We start from the raw sequence: 22,988 nt of genomic DNA on the forward strand, positions 1-22,988 counted from the left end.
AGATAAAGGAGGTGGCCCAAATTGCATAAGCTAAAACTGCACGGCTTCAACAACCTGACCAAGAGCCTGAGTTTTTGTATTTACGATATTTGTTACGCCAAAACCGCGGACGATCGCGATGGCTATATCGCCTACATAGACGAACAATATAACGCCAACCGGCTGACCGAGATCCTGAGCGAAACCTGCTCGATCATCGGCGCCAATATTCTGAACATCGCGCGTCAGGACTACGAGCCGCAGGGCGCCAGCGTCACCATCCTGGTCAGCGAAGAGCCGATCGATCCGAAAGACGTCGATACGTCGGAACACCCAGGCCCGCTGCCGAATACGGTCGTCGCGCACCTGGACAAAAGCCATATCTGCGTACACACCTACCCGGAAAGCCATCCGGAAGGCGGGCTGTGCACCTTTCGCGCCGATATCGAGGTCTCGACCTGCGGCGTCATTTCGCCCCTCAAAGCGCTGAACTATTTAATTCACCAGCTGGAATCCGACATCGTCACCATGGACTATCGCGTGCGCGGTTTTACCCGCGACGTGAACGGCGTGAAACATTACATCGATCATGAGATCAATTCGATCCAGAACTTTATGTCGGAAGACATCAAGGCGCTGTACCACATGATGGACGTGAACGTTTACCAGGAAAATATCTTCCATACCAAGATGTTGCTGAAGGATTTCGATCTGAAGCACTACCTGTTTAACGCGGAGCCGGAGGCGTTGAGCGCCGCCGAGCGCAAGCAGATCACCGATCTGTTATGGAAAGAGATGCAGGAAATCTATTACGGCCGCAATATTCCGCATCTGTGATGGAAAGGGCGCGGCACGCCGCGCCCTGATGCTTAGTACTTCAGCATGAAAGAACGATAGGCCTTCAACACCCGCAGGAAGTCCTCAACGCCGCAGAATGAGAGGCTTTCTTCGTCGTAGTAGTTCATCCCCTCTTCCATTTCATCGCCCTCGAACTCCAGCTGATTGGCGCGGATCATCACTTCTTCACCGTCCATCAGCAGCGTATATTCATGGCCTTCCAGCTGCCATTGACGCTCGCTGCCTTTGACCTCGGCCGCACCGGCTTCAATCCGGTCCAGCAGGTTGAAATCGCCTTTGACTTCTTCATTGATCCAGTGGCCAATCGCTTCATGCCCCATCGAAAATCTGACGATCACCTGACCGGTGACGTCACGCAGAAATTCGTAATCCATAGCATGCCCTCCTGAGCCCTTTTTCTTAGTGTAAACATAAATGGCTGACTAACTCAGTGAGCGCTCGCAAAGTTGGCAACTGAGCAAAATAAAACGGGAGGCCAAGGCCTCCCGTTAAACAGTTGCGCAATATAGCGGCTTACACGGCGGTTTGGAAGATCACGCCGTCGGCTTTTTCGGTGTACTGGCCCAGCTGGTCAAAGTTCAGGTAGCGGTAGGTATCCGCCGCCGTCTTGTCGACCTGCGCCATATAGGTCTGGTACTCGTCCGGCGTCGGCAGGCGGCCCAGCAGGGACGCTACCGCGGCCAGTTCGGCAGACGCCAGATAGACGTTGGCGCCGGTGCCAAGACGGTTCGGGAAGTTACGGGTTGAGGTGGAAACCACCGTCGCGCCGTCCGCCACGCGCGCCTGGTTGCCCATGCACAGCGAGCAGCCCGGGATCTCGATACGCGCGCCGCTCTTGCCGAAGACGCTGTAGTAGCCTTCTTCGGTCAGCTGAGCCGCATCCATCTTGGTTGGCGGCGCCACCCACAGACGGGTCGGCAGCTGGCCCTTGTGCTGATCCAGCAGCTTGCCGGCCGCGCGGAAGTGGCCGATGTTGGTCATGCAAGAACCGATGAATACCTCATCGATTTTGCTGTTGGCCACGTCGGACAGCAGGCGCGCGTCGTCAGGATCGTTCGGCGCGCACAGGATCGGCTCTTTGATCTCGTTCAGATCGATGTCGATCACCGCCGCGTATTCCGCATCCGCATCGCCTTCCAGCAGTTGCGGATCCGCCAGCCATTTTTCCATGCCCTGAATACGGCGCTCCAGCGTACGGCGATCGCCGTAGCCTTCGGAGATCATCCACTTCAGCAGCACGATGTTGGAGTTCAGGTACTCTTCGATCGGCGCCTTGTCCAGCTTGATGGTACAACCGGCGGCGGAACGTTCGGCGGACGCATCGGTCAGCTCAAACGCCTGCTCGACCTTCAGATCCGGCAGGCCTTCGATCTCCAGAATGCGGCCGGAGAAGATGTTTTTCTTGCCCTTCTTCTCGACGGTCAGCAGCCCTTGCTGGATCGCGTAGTAAGGGATGGCGTGCACCAGATCGCGCAGGGTGATGCCCGGCTGCATTTTGCCTTTGAAGCGCACCAGCACCGACTCAGGCATATCCAGCGGCATCACGCCGGTCGCGGCGGCAAACGCCACCAGGCCGGAACCGGCCGGGAAGGAGATGCCGATCGGGAAGCGGGTGTGGGAATCGCCGCCGGTGCCGACGGTGTCAGGCAGCAGCATGCGGTTCAGCCAGGAGTGGATCACGCCGTCGCCCGGACGCAGCGATACGCCGCCGCGGTTCATGATGAAGTCAGGCAGCGTGTGGTGCGTGGTCACGTCGACCGGTTTCGGGTACGCGGCGGTGTGGCAGAACGACTGCATGACCAGATCGGCGGAGAAGCCGAGGCAGGCCAGGTCTTTCAGCTCATCGCGGGTCATCGGGCCGGTGGTGTCCTGAGAGCCGACAGAGGTCATCTTCGGTTCGCAGTATTCGCCTGGGCGAATGCCGGCGACGCCGCAGGCGCGGCCGACCATTTTCTGCGCCAGCGAGAAGCCTTTGCTGCTGGCGGCTACCGGTTTGGCGATGCGGAACACGTCGCTGTGCGGCAGACCCAGCGCTTCGCGCGCCTTGGTGGTCAGGCCGCGGCCGATGATCAGCGGGATACGGCCGCCGGCGCGCACTTCATCCAGCAGCACGTCGGTTTTCAGCTCGAAGTTGGCGATCAGCGCGCCGGTTTCGTGGTTACGCACTTCACCTTTGTACGGGTAAACGTCGATCACGTCGCCCATGTTCAGCTCGGACACGTCCACTTCGATCGGCAAGGCGCCGGCATCTTCCATGGTGTTGAAGAAGATAGGCGCAATTTTGCCGCCCAGCACCACGCCGCCGCCGCGTTTGTTCGGCACGTGCGGGATGTCGTCGCCCATGAACCACAGCACCGAGTTGGTGGCGGATTTACGGGAGGAACCGGTGCCGACCACGTCGCCGACGTAGGCCAGCGGGAAGCCTTTCTTGTTCAGCAGCTCGATCTGTTTGATCGGGCCAACGCTGCCCGGCTGATCCGGCACGATGCCTTCACGTTCGTTTTTCAGCATCGCCAGCGCGTGCAGCGGGATGTCCGGGCGCGACCAGGCGTCCGGCGCCGGAGAAAGGTCGTCGGTGTTGGTTTCGCCGGTGACTTTGAACACGGTGACGGTGATCTTTTCCGCCAGCTCAGGGCGCGACAGATACCATTCGGCATCGGCCCAAGACTGCATGATCTGCTTGGCGTGCGGGTTGCCGGCCTTGGCCTTCTCTTCCACGTCGTAGAAGTTGTCGAACATCAGCAGCGTGTGGGACAGCGCTTTGGCGGCGATCGGCGCCAGCTTCTCGTTGTCCAGCGCTTCGATCAGCGGATGAATGTTATAGCCGCCCTGCATGGTGCCTAACAATTCAATGGCTTTCTCGGGGGTAACCAGGGGGGATGTCGCTTCACCTTTGGCGATGGCCGCCAGGAAACCTGCTTTGACGTAGGCGGCTTCGTCGACGCCCGGTGGAACACGGTTAATCAGCAGGTCTAACAGGAATTCTTCTTCGCCTTTTGGCGGATTCTTCAGTAGTTCGACCAGCGCGGCCATTTGGGTGGCGTCTAGCGGCTTAGGGGCGATGCCCTCAGCAGCACGCTCGGCTACGTGCTTACGGTATTCTTCTAGCACGACGTTCTCCTCGCTCTCATTGTCATTTATTGTGCCTGGCGTATATGCAAACCGGGTTTATACCCTTTGGGTTTCACTCTGTGGCTAGGCGATCGGCCCGTAAAGGCCCCGAAACGGTGACTGGGGCAAACAAGCGCGGTCAAACAGCGTTACAGCATGAAAGACTGATGGGTAGAGCGCACGGCGATATTGATGCCATCTATCCTGACGGGGCACTGCTGTCGATGTCCTGGACTGTACTGTAAGGTACAGTGCCCGGTTCCGCTCAGCCAGCATATCAGGATTTGAAACGGTTGTTAATTCGTTCACATAAAAGCAACATTAAATCTTTGCTGAATCGTTGAGCGCAGCGTAATCGGCTGCCGGACAAACAGGGCATTATATCCACATAATTAAAACGGATATAAGCATGAGGATCGGAATTTGGCGCAGCGGCCACAAAAAACCGTTTTGTGCATCTGGCAAAAAAAACGGCCCCTTCTCAGGAGCCGCTTGTTAACCGGTCAAGCCAGCAGAATTACTTCTTCTTGGCTTTCGGGTTAGGCAGGTCGGTGATGCTGCCTTCGTAGATTTCCGCCGCCAGGCCCACGGATTCGTGCAGGGTCGGGTGAGCGTGGATGGTCAGCGCGATGTCTTCCGCGTCGCAGCCCATCTCGATGGCCAGACCGATTTCACCCAGCAGTTCGCCGCCGTTGGTGCCGACAATCGCGCCACCGATGATGCGGTGAGTTTCTTTGTCGAAGATCAGTTTGGTCATGCCGTCTGCACAGTCGGAAGCGATCGCACGGCCGGAAGCCGCCCACGGGAAGGTGGAGGTTTCGTAGCTGATGCCTTTCTCTTTCGCTTCTTTCTCGGTCAGACCCACCCACGCCACTTCCGGCTCGGTGTAAGCGATGGATGGGATCACTTTCGGATCGAAGTAGTGCTTCATGCCGGCGATAACTTCTGCGGCAACGTGGCCTTCGTGCACGCCTTTGTGCGCCAGCATCGGCTGACCGACGATGTCGCCGATGGCGAAGATGTGCGGCACGTTGGTACGCAGCTGTTTGTCGACGTTGATGAAGCCACGCTCGTCAACTTCCACACCGGCTTTGCCGGCATCCAGCAGTTTGCCGTTCGGCACGCGGCCGATCGCCACCAGCACCGCGTCGTAACGCTGTGGTTCTGCCGGCGCTTTTTTACCTTCCATCGTGACGTAGATGCCGTCTTCTTTGGCTTCTACCGCGGTCACTTTGGTTTCCAGCATCAGGTTGAACTGCTTGCTGATACGTTTGGTGAAGACTTTCACCACGTCTTTATCTGCCGCCGGGATAACCTGATCGAACATTTCAACGACGTCGATCTGTGAACCCAGCGCATGGTATACGGTGCCCATTTCCAGGCCGATGATGCCGCCGCCCATAACCAGCAGACGCTCTGGGACGGTTTTCAGCTCCAGCGCATCGGTGGAATCCCACACGCGTGGATCTTCATGAGGAATGAATGGCAGTTGGATCGGACGAGAGCCTGCAGCGATGATGGCGTTGTCGAAGTTGATGGTGGTTGGGCCGTTTTCGCCTTCCACAACCAGGGTGTTAGCGCCGGTGAACTTGCCCAGGCCGTTGACCACTTTCACTTTACGGCCTTTCGCCATGCCAGCCAGACCGCCGGTCAGCTGAGTGATGACTTTTTCTTTCCAGACGCGCACTTTGTCGATGTCGGTTTTCGGCTCACCGAAAACGATGCCGTGTTCGGCCAGCGCTTTGGCTTCTTCGATCACTTTGGCAACGTGCAGCAGTGCTTTGGAAGGGATACATCCCACGTTCAGGCAAACCCCGCCCAGAGTGGAATAACGTTCAACCAGAACGGTTTCAAGACCTAAGTCAGCGCAACGAAAGGCTGCAGAGTAACCTGCCGGGCCCGCCCCAAGTACCACGACCTGAGTTTTAATTTCAGTACTCATCATGACCTCTTAATTGATTGTCCGGCGGGTCAGACGTCATTTTTATTGCTAATCGATCTCATAACGCCCTTCATCCACCGGGACGCTTACACCGCGAGCAGTTTACAGAATTGTTAATAATCTGCAAAGCGTGTTCGAGTGACCCGTGTCTCAACAATTTTGTCGAGTTATGCAAAATCCGACAAAACTGCTACAGAATCGTCAGGGGCGCAGCATGCTGCGCCCCTTTTGCATTACATCACCAGACGGCGAATGTCGGACAACATGTTGTTGATGATGGTGATGAAGCGCGCACCATCGGCACCGTCGATAACGCGGTGGTCGAAGGACAGCGACATCGGCATCATCAGGCGCGGCATGAACTCTTTACCGTTCCAGACCGGCTCCATCGCAGACTTGGAGACACCCAGGATAGCCACTTCCGGCGCGTTGACGATCGGCGCGAAGTGAGTCGTCCCGATGCCGCCCAGGCTGGAGATGGTGAAGCAGCCGCCCTGCATCTCGCCCGCGGTCAGCTTGCCGTCGCGCGCTTTCTTGGAGATGGTCATCAGCTCGCGAGACAACTCGGTGATGCTCTTCTTGTTCACGTCCTTGAACACCGGAACCACCAGGCCGTTCGGGGTATCTACCGCCACGCCGATGTTGATGTATTTCTTCAGCGTCAGCTTCTGGCCATCTTCGGACAGCGAGCTGTTGAAGCGCGGCATCTGCTCCAGAGCGGCAGCGACGGCTTTCATGATGAACACGACAGGCGTGAACTTCACGTCCAGCTTGCGCTTGGCCGCTTCTTCGTTCTGCTGCTTGCGGAACGCTTCCAGATCGGTGATGTCGGTTTTGTCGAAGTGAGTCACGTGCGGGATCATCACCCAGTTGCGGCTCAGGTTCGCGCCAGAGATCTTCTGGATGCGGCCCATTTCGACTTCTTCGATCTCGCCGAACTTGCTGAAGTCCACTTTCGGCCATGGCAGCATGCCCGGCAGACCGCCGCCGGCAGCAGCCGGAGCCGCTTCAGCGCGTTTCACCGCGTCTTTCACGTAAGCCTGAACGTCTTCGCGCAGGATGCGGCCTTTACGACCGGTGCCTTTCACTTTCGCCAGGTTAACGCCGAATTCACGCGCCAGACGACGAATGACCGGAGTCGCGTGCACGTAGGCCGCGTTCTCGGCGAACTCGCCTTTGTCTTCAGCTTTCGCAGCCGGCGCGGCGGCTTTAGCGGCGGCCGGCGCCGGCGCAGCGTCCGCTTTAGCGGCTGGAGCGGCGGCAGCGGCAGGCGCAGCGCCTTCCACTTCGAACACCATGATCAGGGAGCCGGTTTTCACTTTATCGCCGGTCGCGATCTTGATCTCTTTCACGGTGCCCGCGAACGGCGCAGGCACTTCCATGGAGGCCTTGTCGCCTTCCACGGTGATCAGAGACTGCTCGGCGGCAACCTTGTCGCCCACCTTGACCATCACCTCGGTCACTTCGACTTCGTCACCGCCGATGTCCGGCACGGCGACGTCTTTGGCCGCAGAGGCCGCAGGCGCTGCAGCGGCAGCCGGTGCTTCAGCCGCAGCCGGGGCCGCAGCGGAAGCGGCGCCAGCCACTTCGAACACCATGATCAGGGAACCGGTTTTCACTTTGTCGCCGGTCGCGATCTTGATCTCTTTCACGGTGCCCGCGAACGGCGCAGGGACTTCCATGGAAGCCTTGTCGCCTTCCACGGTGATCAGGGACTGCTCGGCTTCCACCTTGTCGCCCACTTTCACCAGGATCTCGGTCACTTCGACTTCGTCGGCGCCGATGTCCGGCACGGCAACGTCTTTGGCCGCAGCGGCAGCCGGAGCAGCTGCTGCCGCCGCCGGTTTTTCTTCCGCTTTCGCCGCCGGTGCAGCTTCCGCTGCGCCTGCCGCTTCGAAGATCATGATCAGTTTGCCGGTTTCGGTTTTATCGCCGACCGCCACTTTGATCTCTTTCACCACGCCCGCCTGCGGGGAGGGCACTTCCATGGAAGCCTTGTCGCCTTCCACGGTGATCAGCGATTGTTCCGCTTCAACTTTATCGCCGACCTTCACCAGAATCTCGGTGATTTCGACTTCATCTGCACCGATGTCCGGTACGTTGATTTCGATAGACATTATTCAGTACCTCTTAGGCCAGACGCGGGTTAACTTTTTCCGGGTTGATGTCGAATTTCTTGATTGCATCAGCAACCACAGAAGCTTCGATCTCACCGCGTTTAGCCAGTTCACCCAGAGCAGCAACCACCACGTAAGATGCATCGACTTCGAAGTGGTGACGCAGGTTTTCGCGGCTGTCCGAACGACCGAAGCCGTCGGTGCCCAGTACGCGATAATCGCTGGCCGGCACATAAGTACGAACCTGTTCGGCGAACAGTTTCATGTAGTCGGTAGACGCTACCGCAGGCGCGTCGCTCATCACCTGAGCGATGTAAGGCACGCGTGGCGTTTCGGTTGGGTGCAGCATGTTCCAGCGCTCGCAATCCTGGCCGTCGCGCGCCAGTTCGGTGAACGAGGTCACGCTGTAGGTGTCGGAACCCACGCCGTAGTCCTTCGCCAGGATCTGCGCAGCTTCGCGCACGTGGCGCAGGATGGCGCCGGAGCCCAACAGCTGCACCTTGCCTTTGCTGCCTTCCAGCGTTTCCAGCTTGTAGATACCCTTGCGGATACCTTCTTCCGCACCCTGCGGCATCGCAGGCATGTGGTAGTTTTCGTTCAGCGTGGTCAGGTAGTAGTACACGTTTTCCGGGTTGTCGCCATACATGCGCACCAGACCGTCGTGCATGATCACCGCCACTTCGTACGCGTAAGCCGGATCGTAAGAGATGCAGTTAGGGATGGTCAGAGACTGAATGTGGCTGTGGCCATCTTCGTGCTGCAGACCTTCGCCGTTCAGGGTAGTACGGCCCGAGGTCCCGCCGATCAGGAAGCCGCGCGCCTGTTGGTCGCCCGCTGCCCAGCACAGGTCGCCGATGCGTTGGAAACCGAACATCGAGTAGTAGATGTAGAACGGAATCATCGGCAGATCGTTGGTGCTGTAGGAGGTCGCTGCGGCCAGCCAGGAAGAGGCTGCGCCCAGTTCGTTGATGCCTTCCTGCAGGATTTGGCCTTTCTCGTCTTCTTTGTAGTAAGCAACCTGCTCACGGTCCTGCGGGGTGTACTGCTGGCCGTTCGGGCTGTAGATACCGATCTGACGGAACAGACCTTCCATACCGAAGGTACGCGCTTCGTCGGCGATGATTGGCACCAGGCGATCTTTGATCGACTTGTTCTTCAGCATCACGTTCAGGGCACGCACGAAGGCGATAGTGGTGGAGATCTCTTTGTTCTGCTCTTCCAGCAGCGAGCTGAAATCTTCCAGCGCCGGCATTTCCAGCTTCTGGGTGAACTCCGGCAGACGGGTAGGCACGTAGCCTTTCAGCGCCTGGCGACGTTCGTGCAGGTATTTGTACTCTTCGGAATCTTTCTCGAAGGTGATGTACGGCAGTTTTTCGATGTCAGCATCGGCAACCGGCACGTTGAAACGATCGCGGAAGTGGTGAACCCCTTCCATGTTCATTTTCTTCACCTGGTGAGCGATGTTTTTACCTTCCGCGGTTTCACCCATGCCGTAACCTTTGATGGTGTGGGCCAGGATAACGGTCGGTTTGCCTTTGGTGTCCTGCGCTTTTTTCAGTGCAGCGAAGATTTTCTTCGGATCGTGACCACCACGGTTCAGCGCCCAGATTTCGTCGTCGGTCATGTCTTTGACCAGCGCCGCGGTTTCCGGGTAACGGCCGAAGAAGTGCTCGCGCACGTAAGCGCCGTCTTTGGATTTAAAGGTCTGGTAGTCGCCGTCCAGGGTCTCGTTCATCAGCTGAACCAGTTTACCGCTGGTGTCTTTGCGCAGCAGCTCATCCCAACGGCCGCCCCAGATCACTTTCAGCACCTGCCAGCCTGCGCCGGAGAAGATGCCTTCCAGTTCGTTGATGATCTTGCCGTTACCGGTGACCGGGCCGTCCAGGCGCTGCAGGTTGCAGTTGATGACGAACACCAGGTTGTCCAGCTTCTCGCGAGTCGCGATGGTGATGGCGCCTTTGGATTCCGGCTCATCCATCTCACCGTCGCCCAGGAAGGCGTAAACGGTCTGCTCAGAGGTGTCTTTCAGGCCGCGGTGTTCCAGGTATTTCAGGAACTTCGCCTGATAGATGGCGCTGATTGGGCCCAGGCCCATGGATACGGTCGGGAACTGCCAGAATTCCGGCATCAGCTTAGGATGCGGGTAAGAGGACAGACCGTTGCCGTGCACTTCCTGACGGAAGTTGTTCATCTGTTCTTCGGTCAGGCGGCCTTCAAGGAAGGCGCGCGCGTAAACGCCCGGAGAGATGTGGCCCTGGAAGTACACCAGGTCGCCGCCGTCTTTCTCGTTGCGTGCGCGGAAGAAGTGGTTAAAGCAGACTTCATAGAAGGTCGCGGAAGACTGGAAGGAAGCCATGTGGCCGCCCAGCTCCAGGTCTTTTTTGGATGCGCGCAGAACGGTCATGATCGCGTTCCAACGGATCGCAGAGCGAATGCGGCGTTCCAGATCCAGGTTGCCTGGGTAGGCCGGTTCGTCTTCTACCGCGATGGTGTTGACGTAGTTGTGCGCTGCAGCACCGGCCGCAACGTTAACGCCGCCTTTGCGGGCTTCTCCCAATACCTGATCAATCAGAAACTGAGCTCGCTCAACACCCTCTTCACGGATGACCGATTCGATCGCCTGCAGCCAGTCGCGGGTTTCGATCGGATCCACGTCATTGTTTAAACGTTCTGACATGGTGGTATTCCTTATCTGTCTAATGGTTTGTTTGGAGCCTGTCTTCCTGTGCTCTGTGAAAAAACACACGAAGACAGGCCCATCAGTTTAGTTGCCGCTTAAGTACTTAACTAAGTACCTCGAACTTAACCCCCGCAGGCTGGTGTACCCTGAAGAGGACAGCTCTTAATCCTTGCGTTGCTGGAGACGCCGTAGCGATCTCTCGCGCCGAGTATGCTCCCGGCTGAGATCCAGCAAGATTTCCTCGATAAACGCCAAGTGGCGATGCGAGGCTTCACGGGCCTTTTCCGGCTCGCGTGCCACAATCGCCTCAAAAATTCCGGCGCGGTGGCTGCTCACTTTTGCCAACATCTCACGGCGCGAGTAGAGCAATTCAAAGTTCTGACGCACGTTCTGTTCCAGCATCGGCCCCATGCAGCGTAGCAGGTGAAGTAACACAACGTTGTGAGCGGCTTCGGTCACGGCGATTTGATACTGCATGACCGCATCGGCTTCGGCGTCGAGATCGCCGCTGTCTTGAGCCTGTTGAATCACGATGTGGCAATCGCGGATGCGCGCCAGATCTTCATCGGTGCCGCGCAGCGCCGCGTAATAGGCGGCAATGCCTTCCAGCGCGTGACGGGTTTCCAGCAGATCGAACTGTGATTCGGGATGGTCGGCCAGCAGCTCGGCCAGCGGATCGCTGAAGCTCTGCCACAGATTAGTTTGTACGAAGGTGCCGCCGCCCTGACGGCGCAGGAGCAGCCCTTTCGCTTCAAGGCGCTGAATGGCCTCTCTCAGAGAAGGACGGGAGACATCAAATTGTTTCGCCAGCTCGCGCTCCGGAGGCAATTTTTCGCCTGGGCGCAGTGTCCCCTCGAGGATCAGGTATTCGAGCTGTTGCTCGATAACATCTGACAACTTGGGTTGGCGGATTTTGCTGTAGGCCATGAGTGAATTCTTCTCTGCGAATGGCGCGGAGTCAATTGGTAATACCAATTTCAAAAACGTGACGGTAAAGTAACAAAGTATTCACCTCCTGTCCATACGGGCCTTGATCGAAATCAGGTTACCCGCACATTTTAACACCCCGCTGAAAACCCCGCTGCAAACCGGTAACGCCGTGATGGTATTACCATTTACGCGGCGGGTTGGGGATTTAACTTTTACCAAACCTTACGCAAGGCAGAGTGCAAACTTTTTGCCCGAGTTTTATTGCATGGTTATGACGCTTTAATGAATGGCTATTTGGCGAGCGGCGCAACGGCGGTTCGTTCATTATTTGAACGCGCCCCACCGTTCAGATCTACGTTATTTTTGCGCATTATGTGATTTGTTGCTTATTTCATGCACTGAATCCCCCCCGCCGTCACACAACCCGCATTTTGTTTCCTAAACTGCTGCAATCTTAATCACTCACACGACAAAGCAGGTGCAAACCGACGCGCATAACATTATTCTCTGCCAAACGGTAGCGGCGCCGTGGAATTAATAGCTATAACGCCGTAAATAAAACAAAACACACATCGTAACCACTGCTTTACAGGCAGGTGGGCATTCACAACGACAGAGGGTTAGATTGATGGATGGTCAACAGCATGGTGACCAGCTGAAACGCGGCCTGAAAAACCGCCATATTCAGCTCATCGCCTTAGGTGGCGCAATCGGCACCGGGTTATTTCTCGGTATCGCTCAAACAATAAAAATGGCCGGCCCGTCAGTGCTTCTCGGCTACGCCATCGGCGGCTTCATCGCGTTTCTGATCATGCGCCAGCTGGGGGAAATGGTGGTGGAAGAGCCGGTCGCCGGCTCCTTCAGCCACTTCGCCTACAAATACTGGGGCAACTTCGCCGGCTTCGCCTCCGGCTGGAACTACTGGGTGCTGTATGTCCTGGTGGCGATGGCGGAGCTGACCGCGGTCGGCATCTACGTGCAGTACTGGTGGCCGGAGATCCCCACCTGGGTTTCCGCCGCGGTGTTCTTCCTGGCGATCAACGCCATCAACCTGGCCAACGTCAAAGTTTACGGCGAGATGGAGTTCTGGTTCGCCATCATCAAAGTGGTGGCGATTATCGGCATGATTGTGTTCGGCGCCTACCTGCTGTTCAGCGGCATGGGCGGCCCGGAAGCCACCGTCACCAACCTGTGGGCGCAGGGCGGGTTCTTCCCGAACGGCGTCATGGGCCTGGTGATGGCGATGGCAGTGATCATGTTCTCCTTCGGCGGCCTCGAGCTGGTCGGCATCACCGCCGCCGAAGCCGACAACCCGCAAAAAAGCATTCCGAAAGCCACCAATCAGGTGATCTACCGCATCCTGATCTTCTATATCGGTTCACTGGCCATTCTGCTGTCGCTGTACCCGTGGGGCAAAGTGGTCGAAGGCGGCAGCCCGTTCGTGCTGATCTTCCACGCGCTGAACAGCAACCTGGTGGCGACCGTGCTGAACATCGTGGTGCTCACCGCCGCGCTGTCGGTGTACAACAGCTGCGTCTACTGCAACAGCCGCATGCTGTACGGCCTGGCGCAGCAGGGCAACGGCCCGAAAAGCCTGCTGAAGGTCGACGGCCGCGGCGTGCCGGTGGTGGCCATCGGCATTTCCGCCCTCGCCACCGCGCTGTGCGTGCTGATTAACTACCTGATCCCGGGCCGCGCCTTCGAACTGCTGATGGCCTTGGTGGTGTCGGCGCTGGTGATCAACTGGGCGATGATCAGCCTGGCGCACCTGAAATTCCGCGCCGCCAAAAACCGCGAAGGCGTAGTGCCGAAGTTCAAAGCGTTCTGGTATCCGTTCAGCAACTACCTGTGCCTGCTGTTCATGGCCGGCATCCTGGTGATCATGTACCTGACGCCGGGCATTCAAATCTCGGTGCTGCTGATCCCGGTGTGGGTAGCGATCCTGGCCGTCGGTTACGCCATCAAACAGCGCAGCCAGCGCGTCGACGGCGTCACCAGCCGTTGAACCCCTTGACCGCGCAATAAAATGGCCCGCAGATGCGGGCCATTTTTTTCGCCTGAACGCCGCTTACTTGCGCAGCGCTTTCACCTGCTCGGCGGTGACGTCCGCCGGCAAGCCTCCCCAGGTCACCCGCAGGTAATTCACCAGTTCCGCCACTTCAGCATCGCTCAGACGCTCGCCGAAGCCCGGCATGCTCTGCATGCTTTCACCGTTCGGGAACTGCTGGGCCGGCAGGCCGTCCAGCACCGACACGATCAGGTTCTTGCCGTCCGCCTGGCGCAGCGTGGCGTTATCGCGCATCGCCGGTGCGACGTGCGGTTTGCCCTCGCCTTCGCGCGCATGGCAACCGGCGCACTGATCCAGATAGGTCATGCGCCCGGCATCGCTGCCCTGGCCCATTTTCACCGGCACCGCCGCCGGCGGCTGCTCGCCCATCAGATACAGCGCCAGCGCCTGATGATCTTCCGGCGTCAAATGACGGGTGCTGAGATCCACCACCATGTGCATCTCGCTGAAGGCGGAACCCTGCGGTGCGAGGCCGGTGCTGAGGAAGCGGCTGACGTCCTGCGGCGTCCAGCCGCGCTGCGCCAGACCGTGCGGCGTAATGTCCGGCGCCATGAATCGGCCGAGATCGCCGCCCTGCATCGGTTTGCCGAGATCCATCTGCCCCAGCGCGCCGCGCGGCGTGTGGCATTCGCCACAGTGCCCCAGCACGTCGGCCAGATAGCGGCCGCGCTGCCATTGCGGCGAACTGCCCTGTGAACTGGCCGGCAGCGGATCCTGGCTGCGGAACAGCAGGTTCCAGCCGATCAGCGCCATGCGCTGGTTGAACGGGAACGGCATCTCGTTGGCCGGAATGGCCACGTCCACCGCCGGGCGCGTCATCAGGTAAGCGTAGATGTCGTCGGCGTCCTGACGCGACATGCCCTTATACGAAGTATAAGGCATCGCCGGGTACAGGTGCCGCCCGCCCGGCGCCACGCCCTGCGTCAACGCCAGGAAGAAGTCGTCCTTGCTCCAGCGCCCGATGCCGTGGTCGGCCGACGGCGTCAGGTTACTGCCGTAAATCGTGCCGAACGGCGTTTCCAACGGATAGCCGCCGGCCAACGGCGCCCCGCCGCTGGCGGTATGGCAGGCGGCGCAGTCGGCGGCCTGCGCCAGATAGCGGCCGCGGGCGATCTGTTCGGCGCCGGCGGTTACCTGCTGCACCGGGCCGTCGTAACGGCGGTTTTCCCGCCACCACAGCAGCGCGATCACCACGATCGCCACCAGCACAATCAACACTGCGAGACGTTTTTTCATTGCGCCGTCTCCTTCAGCAGGCCCGGCGTTTTCAGCACCACGTCGCGCACCGCTTCGTAGTAGCGCACGTAGCCGGTGCAGCGGCAGATGTGGCTGTCCAGCGCCTGCTCGATGGCGTTCTCCAGCTGATCGCGGGCGATCGGCTCACGCTTGAGCTTTTCCACGAAAATGGTGGCGGCGTTGACGAAGCCCGGCGTGCAGTAGCCGCACTGGAAGCTGTAGTGCTCCAGAAACGCCTGCTGGATCGGCGACAGCTCAACCACCTCGCCCTGTTCGTCCACCTTGGCATGGCCTTCGACGGTACGCACTTTCTTGCCGTTGAAGAAATGCGCGCCGGTGATGCAGGTGCGCACCTCTTCGCTGGTGCCGCTCGGATGATCGACGATCGCCACGCAGGCGTGGCAAATGCCCTGCCCGCAGCCGAGGCGCGAACCGGTCAAATCGAGATACTCGTGCAGGAAATCGATCATCATCAAGCCTTCCGGCACCTCGATCGGGCCGTACTGTTTCTCGTTGATGGTCAGGGAAATCGGCTGGGTTTTAATGCTCATTGTAATACCTCACGAATATTTTCTGCACGAACGGGCAAATCACGGAAACGGTGGCCGGTGGCGTCGGCGATGGCGTTGACCAGCGCGGCCACGATCGGGATCATCACCACCTCCGCCATGCCTTTCGGCGGATCGGTTTCCGACAGCGCCGGCAGGATGTCGCCGCTCTGTTTCCACACCGCCACATCACTGGCGCGCGGCAGGTGGTAACGGTTGAAGTTCCAGGTACCGTTGCCCGGGCCGTCTTCGTACAGCGGTAAATATTCGTGCAGCGCATGGCCGATGCCCATCGCCAGCCCGCCCTGCAGCTGGCCGGAAACCAGTTCCGGCACGATCAGGTTGCCGCACTCCATGATCGAGTGATGATTCAGCAACTCCACCTGGCCGGTGGCGATATCCACCGCCACTTCCGCCAGCGTGCCAACGGCGCTGTAGTAGGTCACCGCCGCATTGTTGCGCTGGGTCGGCGGGTAGTAGACCTGCCCGCGCGCCAGCGGTTTGAATTCGCCGCCGGCGTTGCGCAGCGCCATGCCGTCGATCGGCAGGCGTTCGCTTTTGCCGTTCAACGTGAAATCGGCCTCCGCCCACTGCCAGCGGTTGAACACGTGCACCGCGGCACCGGTGACGCCGCCCATCTGATAAGCCGTCTTGGCCAGCAGCTCGAGGCTCAGCACCGACATGCCCGCCGCCGTCAGGCCGCCTTCGACCCAACGCGCATCTTCGCGCCGCACCACCAGCGGCGCCGCCTGGCCGCCGCCGATACCGGCCTGCCACAGCGCCATCGCCGCCGGCCACAGGCCGTGATCGAAGATCAGGCGCGCCGCTTCGCGGGTGCTGTGCGAGAAGTAATAGGCCGAATTGCTGGCGCTCGACGGCGAACAGTAGCTCGGCGTCCAGTTGGGGTTGGTTTGCAGCTTGTCCTGCTCTTCTTGCGACATCAGGTAAGGATCGCCGCTGGTGACCATCGGCAGTACCGACCAGTCGGTGACCGAGAAGTGCGCTTCGTCGGCCGGTTTGCCCAGCCACTGCGCGCACAGTACCGACTGCGAGGTCGACATGCCGGTGCCCATCTCCGCGCCGCTGTGATGCAGGGTGATGCGCCCGTCTTCGCTCAGCTCTACCCGGGCGAACGAGGTTTCCGCCCCGGTGCCGAAGTCTTTCTGCACGCAGCCGAAGCCAACGCCATAGCGCTTGCCGGGATAGCGGCTCTCAAACTCGGCCTTGCGTTCGGCGCGCTTGAGCCACATCTCATGCTTCGCCGCCTTCTCCAGCACTTCATCGGCGCGGATCGCACCGGCCGGGATCGCCCCTTGGGTGTTTTTCATGCCGGATTTCAGCACGTTGCGCAGGCGGAACTCGATCGGGTCGATCTTCAGCTCGGCGGCCAGCTCATCCACCATCATCTCGGTGGCGGCCATGCTCTGCAGCGTGCCGTAACCGCGCGCCGAACCGGCGTCGATGGCGCGTGAGGCCAGCCCGACCGACGACAGATCGCTTTTCGGGAAGTAGTAAATCGACTGGGCGGCGGTTGCGCCGACCATCACCACCGAAGGGGTAAAGTTGCTGCGGCCGCCGCCGTCCGCGGTCATGTCACCGAGGAACGACTGCATGACGCCGGTCTGCTTATTCACCGCGATGCGGTAGTTCATGTCGAACGCGTGGCGCTTCAACGCCGTCTGGAACTGTTCGAAGCGATCATTGGCCAGGCGCACCGGGTGGCCGTCGCCATACATCGCCGCCACCGCACCGTAATACGGGAAGTTGTAGTGGTCTTTCGAGCCGTAGCCCACGGTGTAGCACGGGTGCAGGATCAGCTGTTTCACCGGCGGATTGCGCTTGGCCAGCATGCGCGGCATCTCGTCGGCCACTTCCTGCGGCGACTGAGTCGGCACCACCAGATGCAGGGTTTGCGTCTGCGCGTCGAACCAGCCGTTGGCGTTGTCCGGCTCCAGCGCCGAGGTGTCGATCGACTGCGTGGTGTAGCGGCGCGACATTACCAGCCAGTCGGCCGGCGGGTTCGCCATCTCGTCGGCGATCATCCCCGCATAGCGCATGCCTTCCTGATCCAGCTTGCCGCCCTCACGCCCTTCCGGCCACACCGGCAGGTGTTTTTTCATCGACACCGGGAAGATCGGCGTGTCCTTCAGGCTGGAGAAGCGGTCGTCGTCGAACGGCTGTTCTCCCCCCACCCGCACATAGCGGAAGCTGCCCCAGGGATCGCGCTCCAGCGGGCCGGTGACCGCGCCGTATTTGATGGTTTCTTCGCGGAATTTCAGCCTGTCCTTGGCGAAGCGGAAACGGGCGAAGTCGTGATAGATCAGGATCGCCACCGCCTGGCCGAGGTAGGCCGGGGTTTTACCGCTCGGCAGCAGCATGTCGTCACCGTAGAACGCCGGGAAGGCCAGGCCGTCGCGCGCCAGGTCTTCCGCCGTCACCAGGCGATCGGGCTGCAGATCGTCCCCCAGCAGCGACAGATCGACGCCTTCGAACAGCCGGTCGGCTTTGGTCACGCGCAGAATGAAGGCGTGCGCCTGTTTCTGCGGCCAGTGCGGCATGTCCACCGCGCGGATATCGCGCGCGAACACCTTCTGCCCCATGACCTTGGCGCGGCCATCGATACGGAAACGGACGCGCTTGGCCTGCGGATCCCAGTTGGGCGACTGGAGGATTTTTTGCTCGAACAGCGCGGCGTAGGCGCGGCTGTACAGGGGGGCGAGGTACACGGAGACCCCCGCAATCACGGCACTTTTGATAAAGCGGCGCCGCGACGGGTTGAAATTGCTCATAAATAAGTCCTTCACGTCTTTCTTGTAATTGGTTTTTGTTCGCGGTGTTGTTGCGCAAACGCTGACGACCTTGCCGTAGACGTCATAAGCATATGCTTATAACTAAAATTATGTGATGATTAACAGGTTGTTTTCAACAAAAAAACATTTACAAAACACAGGTAGTTTGTAGGCTAATAAATAATTTGCGCAAACGCGGACTTCAACCATGACCACGGGCATTGTCATTACCGCCGCCGGACGCGGAGAGCGCTTTATTCAGGCCGGCGGCCAGGGCAACAAATTGAACGCCGGATTTGCCGATGCGGCGGGCGAGCGGCGATCGCTGTTTGAACACACCCTGCGCCGGGCATTGGCCTCCGGCCTGCCGGTACAGGTGGTGGCCCGGCCGGATAATCTGCCGGTGCTGGCAGCCTGCGCCGCCAACCAGGTGCCGGTCACCCTGCTCGCCAGCGCGGGCCTCGGCGACTCAATCGCCGCAGGCGTTGCGGCCACGCCGCACTGGCAAGGCTGGCTGATCCACCTGGCCGATATGCCGTTCGTCGGCGCCGACGTTTTCCGACAGGTGGCGGATGCCTTGCGGCAGCACCCGATCGTGCGCCCCAGCTATGCGCAACAGCCCGGCCACCCGGTCGGCTTTTCCGCCCGATTGCGCAAACCACTTTGCCAACTGCGCGGCGATAATGGCGCGCGTGAACTGCTGCAAGGCGCAGCGGTGCACCTGCTGCCGCTTGAACACCCCGGCGTCGTGCGGGATATTGATCTTCCATCGCAACTCCCGGCCAGCGAGTAAATTCACCTATGCAACATCTTGATGTCACCGTGGTCAGCCAGGCGATAAGCTGGCTGCAACAACAGCCGGTCTGGTTATGCACCGTGCTCAGCACCTATGGCTCTTCGCCGCGGTCGCCGGGCGCGTTGATGGCCGCGACCCGCGACGGCCGCTACAGCGGCTCATTGTCGGGCGGGTGCGTGGAGGAAGACTTTCTGCGGCGCGTGGCCGCCGGGGAGTATCAGGCGGCCAGCCAGGTGATCCGCTACGGCGAAGGCGGCATGACGCCCAATGTGGCGCTGCCGTGCGGCGGCGTGCTGGACGTGCTGATCGAGTATCTGCCGGCGGGAGAAGCCAGCGTCGCTTACCTGCAGCGCATCGCCGGCGCGCTGGAAGGGCATCATGCGTTGCTCAAACGCCTGACGTTGCCCAACGCCTGCCATAGCCTTGAGCAGAGCCATTTCACCAGCGCCACTCAGGTTGAACGCCGGCTCGAACAGATTACCCTGCATATCGCGGCCGCGCCGCGCCTGCTGATCGCCGGGCTGTCCAGCGTGGCGCTGTACTGCGCCGATTTCGCCGTAGCGCTGGGGTTTGAGGTGCTGGTGTGCGAGAACCGCCCGGAGGCGCTGGATAACTTCGCCGCCGAGTTAAAACCGGGCGTGACGCTGCTGCGCCAGTTTCCGGCCAAGTTCATTGAGGACGGCGGTTGCCACGCCAATACCGCCGTCGTGGCGCTGACCCACGATCCGCGTATGGACGATCTGACGCTGATGGAAGCGATCCACACCCCGGCGTTTTACATCGGCGCCATGGGCTCGCTCAGAAACAGCGCGCGGCGGCGCCAGCGGTTGCAGCAGATCGCCGAATTCACGCCGCAGGAGTTGGAACGCATTCACGCGCCGATCGGCCTGCCGCTCGGCAGCAAAACCCCGGCGGAGATCGCCCTGGCGGTGATGGCGGCGATCGTGCAGCAAAAAAACCGGCGGCCGGCCGCCGACGGGATCAGTGCAGCGGCACCACCGGCACCAGATGTTGCAGCTCCAGATGCAGCTCCTCTTTCCCGCTCAGCGAATAGCTGAACACCGTCATGTCCGGCCCGTCGCCGCGGGCCAGCCCCATTTCGGGCAGCACCTGCGTGTAGATTTGAATGATGTGGTCATTGAGCGCCACCGGCTTGCCGGAATAGCGAAAACGGCAAAACTCGCCGTGGACCTCCGGCAGCGGCTCCAGCGCCACGCCTTCACGCAGCGGATAGTCCGCCGTCACGCCCAGGGTATAGTCGACCCTGACCCGCTCGCCGTCCGGCACCAGTTGGGTAAACGAATAGGTCTGCGCCGGACGCTCGCCCAACAAGGCGTAGAACTGCGCCCGCAGCGCGCTGCGCTGCGGCAAATGCGACTTGTCCAACTTTTCGATATCCAGGTGATAAGCGTACTGTTTGCCCTGAAAGGCGTATTGCCCTCTGGCGATGCTGACGCGTTCGACCTGAATATCGCCGGGCTGGCTGGCCGCCAGCGAACGCACCAGATTGCTGAAGTCCTGTTTGCGGGCATGACGATAAACGCTAGGCGATTCGGCGAAATGTTTCTTGAAACAGCGCGAGAATGTCTGCTGATTATCGAATTGATATTCAACCGAAATATCGAGGATGCTCTTCTGCGTGAAACGCAAGGCGAAGGCGGCGATGTAGAGGCGGCGAGCGCGGATATACGAGGCTAACGATAATCCGGTCTGCTTCTTGAACATGCGCTGCAGGTACCATTTCGTATAGCCTGACTTGGCGGAAACGATATCCAACGACAGCGGATTGGTCAGGTTATCTTCAATCCAGACCAGTAACTCCCTGATGTGACTTTCCTGCGTGCCCATGTGCTTGCCGAACCTTATGTTGCCGATATTCCATTAGTCGAATTTTAGTGCTATTCGCGTAGGGTATACAGGTTAAAACTCGACGTCCAGCAAGCTACAGGACTTTACACAATCCCCTCCACCGCCCGCGGGCGGTGGAGGGGGCAGCGATTATTTCAGACAGCTGGAGCACTGCCCGGCCTGGATCTTCTGGAAGAAGTCATTGCCTTTGTCATCCACCAGGATAAACGCCGGGAAATCTTCCACTTCAATTTTCCAGATCGCTTCCATGCCCAGCTCAGGGTACTCCACGCACTCCAGGCTCTTGATGCTCTGCTGCGCCAGCACCGCCGCCGGGCCGCCGATGCTGCCGAGGTAGAAGCCGCCGTGCTTGTGGCAGGCATCCGTCACCTGCTGGCTGCGGTTGCCTTTCGCCAGCATGATCATGCTGCCGCCGTGAGATTGCAGCAGATCGACGTAGGAATCCATACGTCCGGCGGTGGTCGGCCCCAAGGAACCGGACGCGTAGCCTTCCGGCGTTTTGGCCGGGCCGGCGTAGTAAATCGGGTGATCCTTGACGTACTGCGGCAGGCCTTCACCGCGATCCAGACGCTCTTTCAGCTTGGCGTGCGCGATATCGCGGCCGACGATGATGGTGCCGCTCAGCGACAGGCGGGTGGAAACCGGATACTGCGACAACTGTTTGAGGATCTCGGCCATCGGGCGGTTGAGATCGACCTTGATCGCTTCGCCCTCCCCGGCCTGGCGCAGCTCCTGAGGAATGAATTTACCCGGATTGTGCTCCAGTTTTTCCAGCCAGATGCCGTCGCGGTTGATCTTGCCTTTGATGTTGCGGTCCGCCGAGCAGGAGACGCCCATGCCGACCGGGCAGGAGGCGCCGTGGCGCGGCAGGCGCACCACGCGGATATCGTGCGCGAAGTATTTGCCGCCGAACTGCGCGCCCAGCCCCAGGTTTTGCGCTTCTTGCAGCAATTCCGCTTCAAGTTCCAGATCGCGGAACGCCTGGCCATGCTCGTTGCCTTCGGTCGGCAGGCCATCGTAATACTTGGTCGAGGCCAGCTTGACAGTTTTCAGCGTCGCTTCCGCCGAAGTGCCGCCGATGACGAACGCCACGTGGTACGGCGGGCAAGCCGCGGTGCCCAACGTGCGCATCTTTTCGACCAGGTAGTTTTTCAGTTTGCCCGGCGACAGCAGCGCCTTGGTTTCCTGGTACAGATAGGTTTTGTTGGCGGAGCCGCCGCCCTTGGCGATGCACAGGAATTTGTACTCTTCGCCGTCCACGCTGTAGAGATCGATCTGCGCCGGCAGGTTGCTGCCGGTATTGACCTCTTTATACATATCCAGCGCGGCGTTTTGCGAATAGCGCAGGTTCTCTTCGATGTAGGTGTTGTAGACCCCGCGCGACAGCGCTTCTTCATCGCCGCCGCCGGTCCAGACGCGCTGGCCCTTTTTGCCGACGATGATCGCCGTGCCGGTGTCCTGGCAGGTCGGTAAAATACCCTTGGCGGCGATTTCTGAGTTACGCAGAAATTGCAGCGCAACGTACTTGTCGTTTTCGCTGGCGTCCGGATCGTCGAGGATATCGGCCACCTGCTGTTGGTGCGCCGGGCGCAGCATGAACGAGGCGTCGTGGAACGCATGCTGGGCAAGCAGGGTTAACGCTTCAGGGGCAACTTTCAGAATTTCCTGGCCTTCAAATTCGCTCACGGAAACGTGGTCGCGGCTCAGCAGATAATATTCGGTATCGTCTTTCTTCAGCGGGAACGGATCTTGATAGTGGAACGGTTTATTCGACATTGATCTCTCACTTGCAACATCAGCTGCGTTAAATTCACACTTGCGGCGCACGGCTCGGCGCCTTGTCAAAAAACTGCCTCCACCTTACGTATTTTTAATCAGTCAGTTATTGCGCCAAATCGCAAAATAACCTCTCTTTGCGTAAGGGATTACCACAGGCGGCGTTTCAACCTTGCTCGGTGAGAACTGCGGGTACAGGCTCATCATGCACGCTTTATTATCCCGCAGTTAACACATTGATTACAATCCATCGGCGGCGATCGTCTTATCAATGTGGCGAAAAAGCGCC

15 protein-coding genes are annotated in these 22,988 nt (G+C 59.5%); 4 read left to right on the forward strand and 11 right to left on the reverse strand.

The window, feature by feature from the left end:
* Nucleotides 1-21: 21 nt before the first annotated feature.
* The gene (gene speD, locus J0F90_RS20515) at nt 22-816 is read left to right on the forward strand and encodes an adenosylmethionine decarboxylase (protein ID WP_004937510.1); all 795 of its coding nucleotides are present in this window, start codon (nt 22-24) and stop codon (nt 814-816) included.
* A 32-nt stretch (nt 817-848) separates the two neighbouring features.
* Here the strand turns inward: speD and yacL are convergent, their stop codons facing one another.
* From yacL to pdhR, 6 genes are all read right to left on the reverse strand, one after another.
* Nucleotides 849-1,211 carry a protein YacL gene (yacL, locus tag J0F90_RS20520; protein ID WP_016930072.1) on the reverse strand — a complete coding sequence of 121 codons (363 nt, stop codon included), beginning with the start codon at nt 1,209-1,211 and terminating at the stop codon, nt 849-851.
* Nucleotides 1,212-1,350: 139 nt separating this feature from the next.
* On the reverse strand, nt 1,351-3,948 hold the full coding sequence (gene acnB / locus J0F90_RS20525; protein WP_004937504.1) for a bifunctional aconitate hydratase 2/2-methylisocitrate dehydratase: 2,598 nt from the start codon (nt 3,946-3,948) through the stop codon (nt 1,351-1,353).
* A gap of 517 nt (nt 3,949-4,465) precedes the next feature.
* The gene (lpdA, locus tag J0F90_RS20530; RefSeq protein ID WP_004937500.1) at nt 4,466-5,890 is read right to left on the reverse strand and encodes a dihydrolipoyl dehydrogenase; all 1,425 of its coding nucleotides are present in this window, start codon (nt 5,888-5,890) and stop codon (nt 4,466-4,468) included.
* A 233-nt stretch (nt 5,891-6,123) separates the two neighbouring features.
* Nucleotides 6,124-8,007 (reverse strand): pyruvate dehydrogenase complex dihydrolipoyllysine-residue acetyltransferase, encoded by a 1,884-nt coding sequence (aceF, locus tag J0F90_RS20535; RefSeq protein WP_004937497.1) that lies wholly within the window; start codon nt 8,005-8,007, stop codon nt 6,124-6,126.
* 13 nt (nt 8,008-8,020) lie between these two features.
* Nucleotides 8,021-10,684: a pyruvate dehydrogenase (acetyl-transferring), homodimeric type gene (gene aceE, locus J0F90_RS20540; protein WP_004937495.1), complete on the reverse strand. Its 2,664-nt coding sequence runs from the start codon at nt 10,682-10,684 to the stop codon at nt 8,021-8,023.
* Between the two features lie 165 nt (nt 10,685-10,849).
* Entirely contained in the window at nt 10,850-11,614 is a 765-nt protein-coding gene (pdhR, locus tag J0F90_RS20545) for a pyruvate dehydrogenase complex transcriptional repressor PdhR (RefSeq protein WP_004937490.1), read from the reverse strand.
* 631 nt (nt 11,615-12,245) lie between these two features.
* Here pdhR and J0F90_RS20550 point away from each other — a divergent pair.
* Nucleotides 12,246-13,622 carry an amino acid permease gene (locus tag J0F90_RS20550; RefSeq protein WP_004937488.1) on the forward strand — a complete coding sequence of 459 codons (1,377 nt, stop codon included), beginning with the start codon at nt 12,246-12,248 and terminating at the stop codon, nt 13,620-13,622.
* Between the two features lie 63 nt (nt 13,623-13,685).
* On the opposite strand, the gene J0F90_RS20555 is transcribed toward J0F90_RS20550, so the two are convergent.
* From J0F90_RS20555 to J0F90_RS20565, 3 genes are read right to left on the reverse strand one after another with little or no spacing between them, the layout of a single operon-like run.
* Nucleotides 13,686-14,921, reverse strand: coding sequence for a cytochrome c (locus tag J0F90_RS20555; RefSeq protein WP_033639401.1), 1,236 nt, complete (start codon nt 14,919-14,921; stop codon nt 13,686-13,688).
* The gene (locus tag J0F90_RS20560) at nt 14,918-15,472 is read right to left on the reverse strand and encodes a (2Fe-2S)-binding protein (protein WP_033639400.1); all 555 of its coding nucleotides are present in this window, start codon (nt 15,470-15,472) and stop codon (nt 14,918-14,920) included. The genes J0F90_RS20555 and J0F90_RS20560 overlap by 4 nt, the downstream gene beginning before the upstream one ends.
* Entirely contained in the window at nt 15,469-18,258 is a 2,790-nt protein-coding gene (locus tag J0F90_RS20565; protein ID WP_033639399.1) for a xanthine dehydrogenase family protein molybdopterin-binding subunit, read from the reverse strand. Before J0F90_RS20565 ends, J0F90_RS20560 begins: the two co-directional genes overlap by 4 nt.
* Before the next feature lie 208 nt (nt 18,259-18,466).
* Between J0F90_RS20565 and J0F90_RS20570 the strand changes: the two genes are divergently transcribed.
* Both J0F90_RS20570 and J0F90_RS20575 read left to right on the forward strand, forming a co-directional pair.
* Nucleotides 18,467-19,051 carry a nucleotidyltransferase family protein gene (locus J0F90_RS20570; RefSeq protein ID WP_033639398.1) on the forward strand — a complete coding sequence of 195 codons (585 nt, stop codon included), beginning with the start codon at nt 18,467-18,469 and terminating at the stop codon, nt 19,049-19,051.
* 8 nt (nt 19,052-19,059) lie between these two features.
* Nucleotides 19,060-20,112 carry an XdhC family protein gene (locus J0F90_RS20575; RefSeq protein ID WP_033639397.1) on the forward strand — a complete coding sequence of 351 codons (1,053 nt, stop codon included), beginning with the start codon at nt 19,060-19,062 and terminating at the stop codon, nt 20,110-20,112.
* Here J0F90_RS20575 and J0F90_RS20580 read toward each other — a convergent pair.
* Together J0F90_RS20580 and fumA are read right to left on the reverse strand one after the other, a co-directional pair.
* The gene (locus J0F90_RS20580; protein WP_033639396.1) at nt 20,036-20,902 is read right to left on the reverse strand and encodes a helix-turn-helix domain-containing protein; all 867 of its coding nucleotides are present in this window, start codon (nt 20,900-20,902) and stop codon (nt 20,036-20,038) included. The genes J0F90_RS20575 and J0F90_RS20580 overlap by 77 nt on opposite strands.
* A gap of 150 nt (nt 20,903-21,052) precedes the next feature.
* Nucleotides 21,053-22,699, reverse strand: coding sequence for a class I fumarate hydratase FumA (gene fumA, locus J0F90_RS20585; RefSeq protein ID WP_033639395.1), 1,647 nt, complete (start codon nt 22,697-22,699; stop codon nt 21,053-21,055).
* Nucleotides 22,700-22,988 lie beyond the last annotated feature (289 nt).

It is taken from the genome of Serratia marcescens subsp. marcescens ATCC 13880, assembly GCF_017299535.1.
Classification (GTDB): domain Bacteria; phylum Pseudomonadota; class Gammaproteobacteria; order Enterobacterales; family Enterobacteriaceae; genus Serratia; species Serratia marcescens.